This window comes from Sphingomonas sp. GW821-FHT02B09 (genome assembly GCF_059421875.1).
Map to the genome: position 1 here is coordinate 85,559 of NZ_JBWKVV010000001.1, position 15,797 is coordinate 101,355.

11 protein-coding genes and 1 pseudogene are annotated in these 15,797 nt (G+C 65.2%); 7 read left to right on the forward strand and 5 right to left on the reverse strand.

The features are described 5' to 3' along the window. The first annotated feature begins 772 nt into the window (after window positions 1-772). Both AC07U4_RS00345 and AC07U4_RS00350 read left to right on the forward strand, forming a co-directional pair. Complete coding sequence (locus AC07U4_RS00345; RefSeq protein WP_495194013.1) at window positions 773-2,008, forward strand: GTP-binding protein; 1,236 nt, start codon at window positions 773-775, stop codon at window positions 2,006-2,008. Between the two features lie 8 nt (window positions 2,009-2,016). After that, window positions 2,017-2,595 (forward strand): DUF1826 domain-containing protein, encoded by a 579-nt coding sequence (locus tag AC07U4_RS00350; protein ID WP_495194014.1) that lies wholly within the window; start codon window positions 2,017-2,019, stop codon window positions 2,593-2,595. Window positions 2,596-2,650: 55 nt separating this feature from the next. Here AC07U4_RS00350 and AC07U4_RS00355 read toward each other — a convergent pair whose 3' ends face one another. From AC07U4_RS00355 to AC07U4_RS00370, 4 genes are all read right to left on the reverse strand, one after another. Next, window positions 2,651-3,064, reverse strand: a complete 414-nt coding sequence (locus tag AC07U4_RS00355) for a VOC family protein (protein WP_495194015.1) — start codon at window positions 3,062-3,064, stop codon at window positions 2,651-2,653. 317 nt (window positions 3,065-3,381) lie between these two features. Then, window positions 3,382-4,671, reverse strand: coding sequence for a DUF3526 domain-containing protein (locus AC07U4_RS00360; RefSeq protein ID WP_495194016.1), 1,290 nt, complete (start codon window positions 4,669-4,671; stop codon window positions 3,382-3,384). Beyond that, a complete protein-coding gene (locus tag AC07U4_RS00365; protein WP_495194017.1) occupies window positions 4,668-6,107 on the reverse strand; it encodes an ABC transporter permease in 1,440 nt (479 codons plus the stop codon). Before AC07U4_RS00365 ends, AC07U4_RS00360 begins: the two co-directional genes overlap by 4 nt. Next, window positions 6,104-6,841 carry an ABC transporter ATP-binding protein gene (locus AC07U4_RS00370; protein WP_495194018.1) on the reverse strand — a complete coding sequence of 246 codons (738 nt, stop codon included), beginning with the start codon at window positions 6,839-6,841 and terminating at the stop codon, window positions 6,104-6,106. The genes AC07U4_RS00365 and AC07U4_RS00370 overlap by 4 nt, the downstream gene beginning before the upstream one ends. Before the next feature lie 135 nt (window positions 6,842-6,976). On the opposite strand from AC07U4_RS00370, the gene AC07U4_RS00375 reads away from it, so the two are divergent. From AC07U4_RS00375 to AC07U4_RS00390, 4 genes are all read left to right on the forward strand, one after another. Beyond that, window positions 6,977-9,586: a TonB-dependent receptor plug domain-containing protein gene (locus AC07U4_RS00375; protein WP_495194019.1), complete on the forward strand. Its 2,610-nt coding sequence runs from the start codon at window positions 6,977-6,979 to the stop codon at window positions 9,584-9,586. 90 nt (window positions 9,587-9,676) lie between these two features. Further along, window positions 9,677-10,078 carry a DUF2946 family protein gene (locus AC07U4_RS00380; RefSeq protein ID WP_495194986.1) on the forward strand — a complete coding sequence of 134 codons (402 nt, stop codon included), beginning with the start codon at window positions 9,677-9,679 and terminating at the stop codon, window positions 10,076-10,078. An 83-nt stretch (window positions 10,079-10,161) separates the two neighbouring features. After that, on the forward strand, window positions 10,162-12,375 hold the full coding sequence (locus tag AC07U4_RS00385) for a TonB-dependent receptor (RefSeq protein WP_495194020.1): 2,214 nt from the start codon (window positions 10,162-10,164) through the stop codon (window positions 12,373-12,375). A 44-nt stretch (window positions 12,376-12,419) separates the two neighbouring features. After that, entirely contained in the window at window positions 12,420-12,677 is a 258-nt protein-coding gene (locus AC07U4_RS00390) for a PepSY domain-containing protein (protein ID WP_495194021.1), read from the forward strand. A 419-nt stretch (window positions 12,678-13,096) separates the two neighbouring features. Here AC07U4_RS00390 and AC07U4_RS00395 read toward each other — a convergent pair whose 3' ends face one another. Beyond that, window positions 13,097-15,082, reverse strand: a complete 1,986-nt coding sequence (locus AC07U4_RS00395; protein WP_495194022.1) for a TonB-dependent receptor — start codon at window positions 15,080-15,082, stop codon at window positions 13,097-13,099. Window positions 15,083-15,290: 208 nt separating this feature from the next. Between AC07U4_RS00395 and AC07U4_RS00400 the strand changes: the two are divergent. After that, window positions 15,291-15,782, forward strand: a pseudogene (locus AC07U4_RS00400) (enterochelin esterase domain-containing protein); the annotation flags it as partial. Window positions 15,783-15,797 lie beyond the last annotated feature (15 nt).

Below are 15,797 nucleotides of genomic sequence, written 5' to 3' on the forward strand. Positions count from 1 at the left end.
GGCGACATGCGGCTAAGTAATTGAAAACTAGATAAATAAAATCGTATAATGAGCTGTAAGCCGATCGTCAGCATACAACCGTCATCGAGCTGTCACATGGCTGACGACGGCTGCTGTCGGGTGCGCCCGGCTTCGTAAGGCTCAGCTGCATACGATCCGTCGGGAGATCGCCGATGCGCTGGGGTGGGAGTCGGCCAAGGAACTGTAACCCGAGCGAATATGTCGATCGCGGCAAGCGTATTACGGCCCATCGTGTGGGAGGCGCGAGGCTGGTGCCGTAAATCCGGCTGCGGCAGGGTGCTGCCGCGTAATTAATGGGAATGGTCGAGGGGACAGGATTCCTGACCTACTTTTGCCGCGCGCTAAGCAATTGATTCTACGTCGTCGCACAACCCGTCTGTCAGCGCGTTGCACGGTGAGGGGTACAATAGGGGGTACACGCAGACAAGCGCTCGAACGCCACGCATCGGGTAACCTGAGGCGGTCCGAACGACCCACGTCCGGTCCATTCGCGGCCGCTTTTCGCTGCCCACTTCATGCCATTCATTCACTTTCGCAATGCAGGAGGTGATTAGCCTTGGTCCTGCCCGCTGCCCCGCCCGCTTTCCCAAAAAGGATGTGGCTGGTGGAAAGGACAATGGATCAGGCGCTGGATCGAGGCGGTCACCTCGAGCCAGCGAGGCGGGCGATCGCCTGTGATCGGAGAGCTACTGGACATCCGCTGAAGCTAATGGCAATGTTACGTTGTAACGTAACCCACTAAGAGACAGACATGGCAAGCGATACTCTGCAAGACACCCGCCTGCCGGTGACGGTGCTGTCCGGTTTCCTCGGGGCTGGGAAGACGACCCTGCTCAACCACATCCTGGCGAACCGCGAGGGGCGGCGGGTGGCGGTGATCGTCAACGACATGTCGGAGGTGAATATCGACGCCGACCTGGTGCGCGGTGGAGAGGCGGCACTGTCGCGGTCGGAGGAAGCGCTGGTCGAGATGACCAATGGCTGCATCTGCTGCACGCTGCGCGACGACCTGCTGGCGGAGGTGCGCACGCTCGCCGAGGCAGGACGGTTCGACTATCTGGTGATCGAGAGCACCGGCATCTCCGAGCCGCTGCCCGTCGCCACCACCTTCTCGTTCCGCGACGAGGACGGCGTGTCGCTGGGCGATGTCGCGCGGCTCGACACGATGGTGACGGTGGTCGATGCGGTGAACCTGCTCGCCGATTATTCCAGCCAGGACTTCCTCGCCGATCGCGGCGAGAGCATGGGCCAGGACGATACGCGCAGCCTGGTCGGCCTGCTGGTCGAGCAGATCGAATTCGCCGACGTGGTGATCGTCAACAAGGCCTCGTCGGTGTCGGCCGAGCAGCTCGCGGTGGTCAAGAAACTGGTCGCCAGCCTCAATGCCGATGCGGTGATCGTCGCGGCCGACCATTCCCGCATCGATCTCGATCTCGTCCTCGCCACCGGGCTGTTCGACGAGGGGAAGGCCGCGCGCCATCCGCTCTGGGCCAAGGAGCTGTACGGCTATGCCCATCACCAGCCCGAGACCGAGGAATATGGCATCGAGAGCTTCGTCTATCGCACACGCGCGCCGTTCGATCCGGCGAAGTTCCATGCCTTCCTGACCGATGGTGGCCTAGATCACGTCGTGCGTGCCAAGGGGCATTTCTGGCTGGCGACGCGCCCCGACTGGGTCGGCGAGCTGGCGGTGGCGGGCAGCCAGACCGAAACTGCGCGCATGGGTCGCTGGTGGGCGTCGATCCCCAAGCACCAATGGCCCGACGATGGCCGGTTCGAGGAGTTCGTCGCCAGGCATTGGGACATGATCTGGGGCGATCGGCGGCAGGAGCTGGTGTTCATCGGCATCGGCATGGACGAGGCAAGGATTCGCACGCGACTCGACGCCTGCCTCGTGCCCGCCGCCGCCTTCACCCCGGCGCTGTGGTCCGGCTTGCGCGATCCGTTCCCGGGCTGGGGCAAGCGCCAGCCGGAGGCGGCAGAATGACGCTCGTCATGCCTGATGACATCGTGGTGCTCGACCATGATCGCTCTTCGCTCGACGCGATTGCGCGGCCCGATGCCGCTTTGGCCATCTGGTGGCGGTCGCTGCCGGACGCGCTGCGCGCCGCACTGGCATTTCTCGACCTAGACATGGTCGATGATGTGTCGCTCGACCTCGCCGCCGGAGAGGCGATCGATGGCGCACTTGCTGACGCGGGCTATGCCGATCCGGTCGCGACGCTGCTTGCCGAAGATATCGGACTGTTGGTGCGGCGCCATGCCGCGCTGATCGGCGAGGATCGGTTGCGGTTGCGACTGGAAGTCGTTGAAACCGATGCCTGCCGCCGCTTCCACGCCGACTTCGTGACGCTGCGGCTGCTGTGCAGCTACATCGGGCCTGGCACCCAGTGGTGCCGCGCCGATGCCGCCGATGCCGTCTGCGAGGTGCCGACCGGCGCGGTGGCTGTGTTCAAGGGGCGGTTGCTGCTCGACCCGCCCACCATTCTCCACCGCTCGCCGCCAATCAGCGCGACTGGCGAACGTCGTCTCGTGCTGGCGATCGATCCGCTGCCCGGCCCGCCTATCGCTTAGCGGGCGGACGTCGGCCTGATGTCGGTCGTCGCGCCTTGCCGATTCGGTGACGAACCTATTCATCGTAGGACGAGATTTCGATCAGATTGCCGTCCGGGTCTTGCACATAGACCGAATTGATAGGGCCTCTGGCGCCTTGCTTGACGACCGGTCCCAGTTCGATCTTCACCGCGTTTTCAGAAAGATGCGCCGCCACTCGTTCCGACGGCATATCGGTTAGAAAGCAGATATCCTGGCTGCCGACGCAAGGCTGCTTGCCAGTGAACCAACTGTCCTGCGTCGCGTCAATGGGGCGAAGATTGATTTTGCTATGGCCGAAAGCGACGCTGGTGCGGTATCCACCGGCGTCCGACCGTGTCTCGTGCCTGGCCATCCCGAGGACGCGGACATACCAGTTCGCGGACACCTCGATGTCGCGAACGTTGAAGACGATGTGATCGACGGCGGTAATCTTCAGCATCGCGAGCATCGTCCCGTCCTGGTCCCGGACGGTCTGTCATAATTGGCGCGGGATCGACGCGCTATCCTGGGCGGCCATCGGTTTCGATATTTCCATGCCGACGGGTTCGTAATGGCAAGATCGATGCCCGCACGTGTTCATCTCGGCGGGCACGAACCGGGTGCAGATAGTAGGTCTGCACCGGATGGCCGGGTCATTCCCCGCGCAGACGATCTGATGCGAAGTCTGAAACACCGAACCTCGCAGAAAACGGTCGCTTTCGCGTTGGTGTCACGACTGGACGGTTGTGACACCAATAAGGACATATTTATACAGCTGAGGCGGGCTCACATCACCGGTGACGGCTGCCTCCCGCCAGCGGGCGTGACATCCATAAACCTTGGGGCGCGGGCGAAGTCTGCGGTGCCGAACGGTCGATCGCGGAAAAGATAGCCGTAGTAGAAGGTGCGCAGACGACCATGAAACGCGCGGATCCGGTCTTGGTAAGCCAGCTGCGCATCGAGGTCCGTGCGCGCAAGGCGGGTCAGCAGCGCCTGCACCCCGACTGACGGCAGCACCCACCCGAACGCGCGTCCTGCCGCGTCGCGCGCCTCTAGGCCGGCTCGGTACGCGCGCACGCGTCCGGCCACGCTTTCGTCGCCGTTCTGGTGGAAAGCGAGGTACCATTTGTAGTGAAACTCGGGTCCGAGCGGGGGTGAATCCGCCCATTCGGGATGATGCGCGTAAAAGCGCCGCATGGTGTCGTCACGCGGGATATCCCAGGCCCGGTTGACTGCCTCGCGTTGCGCCAACGCAATCTCCGCACCTTGGTTGACCGGTATGGCCTGGTTGATCGCGACATTGGCAAGGGTCGGCACCACCAACACCAGCATTAGCCACGACGCTGCGAGCGTCGCGGCATTTGCGACCGAACTCCAGCGCAGCCGTCCGACCAGCGCGGCGAGGCCGGTCCAGAAGAGCAAATAGGCGATGATCGAGAGCAACACGATCAGGATGGTAGCGAAACCGACGCCCTCGATAGTAGCTGCGGCCACGAACGGTACCGCCAGGACGGCCCAGAGCAGCGTGAGACGTAGCCATGTACGCCTACGCCACAACGCTCGCCCGCCGTTTGGCAGCGCCTCCAGCATCCGCGCGCGGCCTGCCTCGCGCTCGGCGGAGACCAGGTCGTGGAAGAGCGCGATCACAAACAGGGGCGCAAGAAACACCAGCACGAACGCGAAGTCGAACCGGCCGGGCAGTGCGAGTTCAGGATTGAAGGTATCGCCATCGTAAACCTGCGCCTCCAGCCCCAGGGCACGCACCCGCAGGATGTACGGAGACACATCACGCATGCCCAGCGCAGCGAAGGCTAGCGGGGAAGGAGCGTCCCAGGTCGGATGAAAACTGTAATAGGCGGCCGAGCCGGCGTCTTTTTCCTTATCCACCCAGGCGGCGATCGGGCCGATGTCCTGCGCCTGCGCGGCGGGAATGGCGGCGATCGCGGCGCGCTGACGCGCCACCTCCGCCATCCCCGCGACAAGCGCAGCGACGGTCAGTGCTGCGAGCAGCCCGAGAGCGATGACGGTCAGCCGTTGCCGGAGGAGCAGGCGGAGTTCATGGCCGAACAGGCTCATCGACGGGCTCCCAGCTGGCGGGTAGCGAGCATGAGCAGCGCCGCAGCGACAGCCAGCCAACCGAGCACGATTACGAGCCCCGGCACCGCGCCCCTCGCGAGCGTGGCGCCGTCAGGTGCCGCAAAGACGAACGCAGGCATGGCCTGCCAGTTGCCCGCGTCGATCCGCTTGCGGCGGTCGGCGCCGGCGTCCTTTGCAGTGTCGTCGGCATAGCTGACCGCGTCTGCCTGAAGTCGGTTCAGTCGCTGGACGAGCGCATAGCGATACGTCTCCGCCTGTTCGAGAAAGCGACGGTGGCCGGCAAAGTCGGTGCCGGCAGCCGCCATCGAGAGCGAGCGGATTGCGATGGCAGGGCTGAGCATCCCGGCGGCCTCGACCAGCGCGTTCTGGCTGTCTTGCGCGGCGTAGCTCTGCCCGGCGTAGCGTTCGAACAGATCGGAACTCAGCCGCTCGCCTTCCAAGCCCAGCAAGCCCTTGTAGTTCACCGGCAGGTCCTCGACCCGGCTTACGCCATAGCGCGCGAGCACTTGCGCCTTGAACGCGGCGAAATGCGGGTCGTCAGGATTATGGCTGTCGCCCATCGCTCGCAGATCCCGCGCAATTGCGACGTCGGTCTGGAGACGATTCTGGAGCGGCACGACCGCGCTCGCGACATCAGGGGCAACACGCGGCAACAGCACCACGGCGACCGCCCACAGCGCCACCAGCGCAAGCAACGCATCGCGGCTGCGCCGGACCACCGCGGAGACGAGCAGGATCGCGACGACCCATAGCGTGAGCCATGCAAGATAGCCGAGTGCGATGACCAGCATCGGCAAGGCCAGCGCACCCGGCTGTCCCGCGATCAACACGAAACCGATCATCGCCGGCAAGCCGGCCAGCAACGCCACCGTGCCGAGTGCGAGCAGCTTGCCGCGCACGACCTGCCCGCGAGAGACGCCTTGCAACATCAGCAGGCGAAGCGTGCCGCGCTCCGTTTCCCGTGCGAGCCCACCATAGCCAAGAAAGATCAAGAGCAGTGGCGCGACCACTTGCAGCACGAAGGCGGGGGTGAGCTGGCCGAAGCGCACCAGAAGCGAGCTTTGCCGCACGTCGCCGAAGTTGGCGGTATTCTGGCGATGCCCCTCCAGGAACATGCTGTTGCCCGTGAAGGCGTCGACACCGGGATCAAAGGCGGCGAGGGCACCCAGCGGACGGAAGATGAAATGGCCGTAATGTACCATGCGGTGCGGATGGCGGTCAGGCTGGGCGTCGAACGCCTGCTCGGCAACTGCCGCATGACGGGCGCGAAGCTCGGCAATGCCGCGCTGGTGCGACCAACTGCTCAGCACCGCGACCAAGGTCAGCAGCACCAGCAGTATAAGGGCGATGACCGCAACCCGGTTGCGCGCCATCAGGCGCAGCTCGTCGCGGGCGATCAGGCGGGCGGCGCTCATGCCGCAATCGCCGCGGTGCCGGTTTGGAAGCGCGCGTGAAGCGCACGCACGTCGAAGCGCTCGGGACCGCTTGCCGCAATGTCGTCCACCACCCGACCGCCCTCAAGGAACGCGATCCGATCCGCGACGTCAGCCGCGGACAGCAGGTCGTGAGTCACCATCAGGACCGCCGTGCCACGATCACGAACCGCCGCGACCAGCGCGTTGAAGTCGGCGGTGGCGCGAGGGTCGAGGCCGGACGTCGGTTCGTCGAGCAGCAGAACCGGCACCTGCCGAAGGAGTGCGACCGCGATCGCCACCTTCTGCCGCATACCCTTAGAGAAACCACCAAGCCGCTGGTCCCAGGCGCGCTCCTGGAGGCCGGCTGCGGCAAGGGCGTCTGTGATAGCGGCACGTGCCTGCCGCTCGCCTGAAAGGGCTAGCAGATAGTCCGCGTTTTCGACCGCACTCAGATGCTCGTAGAGCGCTACATTCTCGGGCAGATAGGCGATCTGCCGGCGCGCACTGTCCGGGTCCACAGCGGGATCGATCCCGCACACCGAAACCTCGCCGCCTCCTGTTTTTGCGAAACCGAGCAGCACGGAAAGGGTCGTGGACTTTCCTGCGCCGTTCCCACCCAGCAGCGCAGTGACGCTGCCGATTCTGACGGAGAGCGACAGACCGTCGAGGACGCGGTGATCGCCGTAGGACAATGTCACGTCGTGGAGGCGGATGGGTTCGGCTCGATCAGTCATGCCCCTAACTTGCCAACCTTCATGATACAGTGCAACATATCATTGATAGAAACCATCGGTTGCGGACATGCAGCCATAGGGTTCGGAAGGGGAATACAAGTGACACGCACCGTTCCGCGGCTCGCCGCGACCGCGATGATCGCGGCGCTTTCGGCCGCACCGGCGATGACGCAGACGACGCCGGCGGAGACGGCCGATACAGAGCCGACCGAGCCAACCGAGCCAACCGATACGACGCGGGGCGAGATAATCGTGACCGGCAGCCGCTTCGGCGGGCGCACCGCGACCGGTTCCGCAACACCGGTGGACGCGATCAGCCGTGAGCAGCTTCAGCAGAGCGGGCGCGTCGACCTGATCCAGCAGCTCAAGGTCGAGGTGCCAAGCTTCAACACGCCGCGTCCGCTCGGGTCAGGGGTCGGCGATTATCTGCAACCACCATCGCTGCGCGGCTTGGGTCCAGGTGAGGTGCTCGTGCTGGTGAACGGCAAGCGACGGCACACCTCGTCCGATCTGAACGCCTCGAACGGGGTCGGTCGCGGCGACGTGTCGGTCGATTTCAACGCGATTCCCTCCTTTGCGCTCGACCGCGCGGAGGTGCTTCGCGACGGTGCGTCGGCGCAATACGGCTCCGATGCGATCTCGGGCGTTATCAATCTCATCCTCGACCGGTCGGTGGGCACGCGCGCGCAGGTCACTGGCGGCATCACCACGGCAGGCGACGGCGCCTATGGTGAGGCGAGCGTTTCGTCGGGTATTCGCGTCGGAGACGGCGGCGCCTTTCGGCTGACCGCGTCGATCCAGAAGGCCGAAGGCACAAACCGCTCCCGCCCCGACACCCGCCAGCAGTATTTCGGTACCAATGCGGCCGGTCGGCTTGTTGCGATCTCCGGCAACTACGGCTCCGGCACTGGGCTGACGCCCGCCAACGGCACGCTCGATCCGCGCGAAGCGACGATCGACCGCAACGTGTTCCGGTTCGGCGACCAGCCGAGCACCAACAAACAGGTGTTCGTCAACTTCGTCACGCCAGCCGCACCGAACGTCGAGGTGTACAGCTTCGGCGGCTACAGCCGCCTTGACGGGGACATCGAGTATTTCTTTCGCCGCGCCGGGCAAAACGAAACGCTGCGCGCTTTCAACCCTGATGGATATCGGCCGGTGCTGGATTCTCAGATAGAGAATTTCTCGGTGGCGGCCGGCATCCGCGGCACCGAGCTTGCCGGGTTCGGGTGGGACCTGTCGAGCAGTTACGGCGTCAATACGCAGGACCTTTTCTACGACAACAGCGTCAACGTGACGCTGGGCACGGCTTCGCCGCGCCGCTTTTACCGGCTCGGTTCAGATTTCTATCAGTGGACCAGTAACCTGGATCTTACCCGCGCCATTCCGCTGGGCGACGACGCTCCGCTCAACGTCGCCGTGGGAACAGAATATCGCGAGGAGACCTATCGCCTCTTCTCGGGCGACATCGACGGTTTCCGTGACGGCGGAGTGCGCATCATCGATGGGCCTGCGGCAGGCGCGGTAGGACCGATCGGCGCGCAACCCGGACCAAGCGCCGGCCCTGACGATCGTGCCAGCATCTGGCGACGAAGCTGGGCAGTTTATGGCGAACTCGAGAAAACCCTATTCAACCGGCTGCTCCTCGAAGGCGCGGTGCGATATGAAAGCTATTCGGATTTCGGCGACACCACCAACTACAAGGTCGCTGGCCGGCTGGCGCTGTTCGGCGGCCTTGCGATGCGCGGCTCCTATAACACGGCGTTCCGCGCGCCCGCGCTGGCGCAGCAAGGCTATAACGCCTCGAACACCCTGATCCTGAACGGTGCACAGGCGATTGTGCGGGTCGCGGCCGTGAACAGCCCTGCCGCCCGTCTGGTCGGTGCAACCGATCTCCGGCCCGAGCGGTCGGACAACTTCTCAGCAGGGCTGGTGTTCGAGGGCCGCGGGATAACCGCGACTTTGGACGCCTATCAGATCAAGCTCCGCGATCGCATCGCGATTTCCTCGACCTTCCAGGACACACGCCTGACCAACTTCCTTGTCAGTCGCGGCGCCGGCAACTTCAGCGCGATTTCGTACATCACCAACGCGGTCGACACCGACACCAAGGGCATCGATCTCGTGGTCAACGCGCGCCACCGCTTTGACGATGGCAGCCTGTTCACCGGCACGTTGGCCGGTAATTATACCAAGACAGAGTTCGACCGGATCGCCGGTACGCCTGCGCCGCTCTCCGCGCTCGGGATCACGACGCCGTTGTTCGACCTGACGCAACAGCTGCGGTTTTCAGACAGTCTGCCGCGCACCAAGGTGACGCTGGATCTTAACTACACGCGAGGGCTGGTGACGCTATCGCTCACCAACACCCGCTACGGCGAAGTGGCGACGGTGGCGCTGACGAACGTGACGATTGCGCGTGCTGACATTCTGACGCCGGGCTATCAGACGAGGCGGGTCGCGGCAGCGGCCAATCCGTCCAACGTCGACATTATCCAGGAATTCGGGGCCAAGGTGCTGACCGATTTGGAACTGTCGTGGCAGGCGACGCGTGCGTTGCGTCTAAGTGCCGGCGCGCAGAACCTGTTCGATGTCGACCCGGACGAGAACATCGCCTCGACGGTCGCGAGCGTCACAGCCGGTACGAACGGCGCCGACAATGCGGGTACGCAACCGTATAACGCGATTTCGCCGTTCGGCTTCAATGGCCGAACCGTCTTCGTGCGAGCAGGCGTAAGCTTCTAGGATTCATCGGCCTATACGGTGGTGGAAGCAGGGCGGAATGTCCAAGTGACACGACCTGCCGGCAACGGTAGGTCGCTCTCCGTGCAGACCATGCGGCATCTCCTCGCGCAACGCCAGCTTGCCGTGCTGCTTTGCGCGGCGACGCTGCTGCTGAAGCTGCTGGTCCCCACCGGTTATATGATCGACAGCGATCATGGCCGTATGACCATCACCATCTGTTCGGGCACCGCGCCGCGCACGATGACGATGGCCATGCCAGGGATGCACGGTGCCATGACCGACCACGGCAAGTCGAAGGATCATAGCAAGGCGGAGATGCCTTGCGCCTTCTCGGGCCTGTCGGCCGCGATGTTGGGGTCGATCGATCCCGTTCAGCTCGCGGCACTGATCGTCTTCATCCTTGCCCTCGGCCTGATCGCGACCGTCCCGCGGGTACCCTCACGTCCGACCTATCTACGGCCTCCGCTGCGAGGACCACCGGCCTACCTCTGACCTGTCATCCCGCACCGCTTCATCCGGCGCGACCATGAACTGCGGCCCGCGCCTCCGGCGTCAGGCCGGTCAAAGGTATTACCATGATCCGAACACATCTTCTGGCAGGCGCGGCTGCGCCCTGCCTGCTGCTGGCCGTCCCGGCCGCGTCACAAATCCGCGACACCGCCGACGACCGCACCGATGCGACGATCGTCGTCACCGGCCAGCGCGATCCGCTGCAGTTGGACGATCAGGCGCAGGCGGGCAGCCGGCTCGGACTGTCGATCCGCGAGACGCCGGCGAGCGTCGAGGTGCTGACGCAGGACGATCTCCTGGCTCGCGGCCTGCGCACCGCGCGCGAGACGTTCAACGACGTGGTGGGGGCGATCGCCGGTAACGTGCCGGGCAACCCCGCCGTCGTCTCCTTACGCGGCTTCGCCGGCAACACCGTATCGATCCTTCAGGACGGCGTGCGGGTGTCGGCATCGACCGTTGTCCAACGCGACAGCAACAACTGGCACTATGATCGGGTCGAGGTGCTGAAAGGACCGGCCTCGGTTCTCTATGGCGAGGGCGCGCTGGCCGGGGTCATCAACAAGGTGACGCGCAAGCCGGTGCTGGGCGATCGCCACCTCGACACGCTGCTGTCGGTCGGGAGTTTCGACACGGTGTTCGCAGCCGGCGGGGTCAACCTGCCGATATCGTCCGAACTCGCGGTGCGGGCGGACGCCAGTTACCAGCGATCGGACAGTCTCTACGACGTCGATAACAACAATACCTTCTCGGCCGGGCTGACAGCCAGCGCGCTATGGAAACCGAGTGATCGCCTCTCGCTGCTCGTCGCGGTCGATCATTTCGAGGATCGCTACGACGCCACCTATCAGGGTCTGCCCCTGATCCCCGGTCAATATGCGCTGCGCCCTACCGATGCCGTTACAAGCGCGAACGGCCTGGTCGCCGATCGCGCGCTTCGTCGCCGCAACTACAATCCCCAAGGCGCCTATTCCGGTGCCGACGAGACGACGGTGCGCGCGCGGCTCGACTGGTCGATCGGCAGCGGGTGGACCTTCGCGCTCGACCTGACCGGTTACACCGCGAAGCGTGCGTTTCTGCTCGCCGACAGCCAGGCCTTCGTTGCGCCTACCGGGGAATTCCCGAATGGCAGCTTCCGCCAGACCTATCAGGATTTCCGGCACGATCACCAATTCTGGGACGCGCGCGGGGTGATCGGCAATGACAGCCGGATCGCGGGCCTGCGCAACCGCTTCAGCCTCGGCATCGAACACAATGACACCGATTTCGTCAGCCTGCGCCAGACAGCCGCCACCTCGGCCCTCCCGGCAGTGGATGTCCGCAACCCGGCCATCGTGCCGCTGCCCACCGGAACGGCGATCTTCACTGCCGGCAACGTCACCTTCGACTCCAAGCTGAAGCAGACCTCCGTCTTTGCAGAGGATGCGCTGAACCTGACGCCCAGATGGCTGCTGGTCGGCGGGGTGCGCTGGGACCACATGGAGCTGGACCGGGCGACGATCCAAAATGTGGGCGGCGCGATCGACCGCAACAGCCCGACCTTCGATCCTGTCTCCTGGCGGGCGGGGACGACATGGAACGTGACACCGGGCCTGACGCTCTACGCGCAATATACGACCGCGGTATCGCCGGTGTCCTCAATCCTGCTGGCCTCGATCGCCAACAGCCGGTTCCGGCTGACCAAGGGCCGCGCCTACGAGGCCGGGTTCAAGGCGAGTGCATGGGGCGGCCGGGCGAGCGTCAGCGGCGCGGCTTACCGGATCGAACAGAAGGACATCCTGACGCGCGATCCGGCCAACCCGGCGCTGGCCGTCCAAGGCGGGCGGCAATCCTCGCAAGGTGTCGAATTGTCCGCGGTCGTTACCCCTGTGAAGGCGCTGCGCCTGTCGGGCGGCGTGTCCTACACCGACGCGCAATATGACGAGCTGTCTGAACTGGTGAGTGGCGTCCGGATCGATCGTAGCGGCAACCGCCCGATCAACGTCCCCTCGACCACGGTCAACGCCTCGGCGCTTCACACGGTCGCCGACAAGGTGACGGTGGGTGGCTTCCTGCGGCACGCCAGCGCCTTCTACACCGACACCGCCAACACCATCCGGGTCGCCGGGCATACCGTCCTGGATGCCAGCCTGTCGTTCCCGGTCAGCCGCCAGGCGACCCTGATGCTGCGCGGCCGGAACCTGACAGACGCCTTCTATGGCGAATATTCCGGCTATCCGACCACCAACGTCTATATCGGCGCGCCACGATCGTTCGAGGTAGCGCTGGCGACGCGGTTCTGACGACCGCGCGCCGCCGATCGGCAGCATCACACGCACGCATCCTCGTGCGCCGCGTCCACCTCTGGCTGGGGCTGAGCCTGGGGCTGCTGTTCGAAGTGCTGGGCCTCACCGGGTCGGCGCTGGTGTTCTACACCGGCATCGATGCCGCACTTCATCCTGCCGTCCAGACCGGGCAGGCCGGTCCTGCACCGGACCTGGCCTCGCCCATTTGGGATCGAGCGCTGGCGACCGGGCGCGCCCGCTGGCACGATCCGGCCGGCAAATGCACGGTCGAAGTGACGGGCGAGGGCGGCAGGCGTTGATCGACCTGCCGGCCGGGGCGTTGCATCATCATGTCACCGCGGCGCTTGCGGGCCGCTGGGCGCTCAACCTCGCGCTGCTGGGCTAGCGCACCGCTCATCCGTCATGCGTGGCCGGCGCCATCCCCCGCGCGGTGTTCCGGCGCGATCTCGACGCTGGGAAATGCGCCGCCTTTCTCTGCGATCACTGGACTTGCGCCGCGCTAGAGAACTTCCTGTGCGTCGAGCAGATCCACCGGCGTTATGCCCGCGGCACCGCGGCACCGCGGCACCGCGGCACTGCGGCACCGCGGCACTGCGGCACTGCGGCACCGTGCCGCTGGTGGACCGCTCGCGCAACGCCCGCGCGCGCTCGCTTTGTCGCGCGCTAGGCTTATACCGTGCATGTCATGGCCCGCTTAGATCGCCGGTCGGCTCTCAAGTTACCAGCGAACATCCGTGGCAACGCCGAACGCGCGCGGCTGTCCGACCTGTCCCTGCACATCGCCGAAGCGGTTGGTACGAGCGGAATAGAGAATATGCGCGTCGCCGAGGTTGCGGACATAGGCGCGGATGCCGAAACCCGGCGTCTCATAGCCGATATGCGCGTTGACGACCGTATAGTCACCGCCATCGATCGCCGTGCCGCTTTCGACCTGCGAGGCATAACGGCTGACCCGGTTCACGCTGGCGCCAAGTGCGATGCCGTTGTTGAAGCGCTGATCGGCTCCGAGCGCACCGGTGAAGGACGGCGCATTGTCGAGCCGGTGGCCCTTGATCTTCGCCAAGCCGGCCGGCGCCACACGGATGTCGCTGTCGAGCAGGCCCAGGCTGGCGTGGATGTCGAAACCGGTCCAGGGGCACCAGGCGGTCTCCAACTCGAAGCCATAGGTCCGCGCCCTGGGGATATTGGTGAAGGTCTGCGCGACCAGCGTCTGGAAGCCGCGATACTTGTTGAGGAAGACATTGCTGGCCAGCGTCAGCCGGCGCCCTGCCAGTTCGGTCCGCGATCCCGCCTCATAGGTCCACACCGACTCCTGGCCATAGACGTAGTAATCGCCGGTGTTCCAGTCGATCGCGCCGCCGCCGGGGCTATAGCCCTTGCGCACCGTCGCGCTGATGTTGGTCGTGTCGGTAACGGCATAGCGCAGCCCGAGCTTGGGCAGGCCGATGGTCTGCGCCTCCCGGCCCTGCACCTTGCCCCAGGACAAGGCGACGTTGCGCCGCTGCGATTCGCGTTCGACGCGGCCGCCGGCGAGCAGGTCGACGCCGTTGGCGAGGCCGAGCGTGGCGTCGAAATAGACCGCATTGGTGTCGATATCGTCCGGCCCGTTGACGCCAAGATCCGACCGCAAATCCTGATGCCGGTCATAGTGATACAGGCCGATCACGCCCGACAGGCTGCTGCCCGCGGGCGCATAGGTCAGCCGCGCCTCGACCGTATTGTTGCCCTCGGTCAGGTCGAGCCGCCCCTGCGAATTGGCCGAGCTGTTCTGGTTGGACTGGCGGAACTGTCCGTCGAACCAGCCATGGCCGTAGAGTAGATGGGCATGGACGTCCTCGACGAAAGCATAGCCGAGATCGACCGCGACCGTCCCCACGCTGGAATCGCTGGTCCGTGTGTTGAGGAGCGGATTGTCCCAGCGATAGCGGAAGAAGTCCGGACCGGTCGCCGAATAGAGATATTCGCCCTTGTTCCAGCGCTTGGTGCCGGTGACGAGGGCGGTGAAGCCGGGCAGCGACGCGGGCGCCCAGAGCAGCTTGCCGCGCAGATTGGTCCGCTCGATCGTCGCGGGGTCGAAGGGGAAGCCGCTGCCCGCATCGTAGCGGATATAGCTCTTCCCGCGCGTCCCGTCGGCGGCGAGACGGATCGCGAGTTGGTCGGCGACCAGCGGGCCCGACACCATCGCGGCAAGGAGGCCGGTGCTGCGCTCGGTCTCGAAGCCGGCGCGCCCCGCGCCTTCCCAGGACCAGGTCGGATCCTTGGTGTTGAGGATGATCGCGCCGCCCAGGCTGTTGCGGCCGGTCGTCGTCGATTGCGGACCCCGCAGCACCTCGACCTGCGCGATGTCCCACATGCCGGCATCGGCGTAACGCTGCCCCGCGAAGGTCTCGGCGATGCCGTCGACGATCGTCGCCACGCGCGGACGCGCGCCCGACATCAACGTGAAGATGCCGCTCGAAGCGCCCGAACCGGTCACCCCCCGGATGCTCGGCAGGTCGGCAGCGGTCGCGATCATGTTCGGCACGACCGCCGCCACGTCATAGGGCGATTTGAAGACTTGCGGATCGACGCCGCGGATCACCGTCACCGCCGCGCTCGTCTCCTTGAGTGCGCGATCGATCTTCTCGCCGGTGACGACGATATCGTCCGCATTGGCCTCGCCTTCCGTCGTCTTCGGGGCAGTGCGCTGAGCCTGGGCCGGCACGGCAAGCGCGACCACGCAGGCGGTGGAAAGTGCTCCGGCGATGAGTCGCCGAACGGCAGATGTCGGAACGTACAGCATTTTCCCCCAATCGATGAGCGGCGGACGCCCCCGCGCCTCGCCAATAGCAATTTCACTGCTAATGACTCGCAATATGCTTTGCAATATGGCACTGGCCGCTGTGATGGTTACGGGCCGATCCCTGCCGACAATGGACGATACGCACTCGGCGTCGGGCGATGCGCTGTTCGCCGCGCCGGACCGGGGGACGGACCCTTGGTGGGACCGGGTGGCGGCAGTCGGTACGCCGTTCGTGGCGCGGATCGCGCCGGCGCTCGTGCGTGTTACCTTCCTCTGGCGGGAGGCGGACGAGACGACCGACCGCGTCTACATCGACGTCAACGGCGTCACCGACCATCATGCGGCCTCGCCACAAGGGCTGACCCGAATCGAGGGGAGCGATATCTGGTGGTGGCAGGTCGATCTGCCCGTGGATTGGCGCGGCAGCTACAGCTTTATTCCCGCAACCGGGGCGGATCGTCCGCCGCCGCCGGGAACGGACGCGATGGCGCGGCAGGCGCATCGGACCTGGTGGAGCCGTCTCGCACGCGGTGCGCGGTCCGATCCCCGCAATCCGCTTGCGGCCTATTCCGTGGGCTGGGGTGGGTGGAGTTCGCCGCTACACCTGCCCAGCGCGCCCGATCAGGGAGCATGGAGC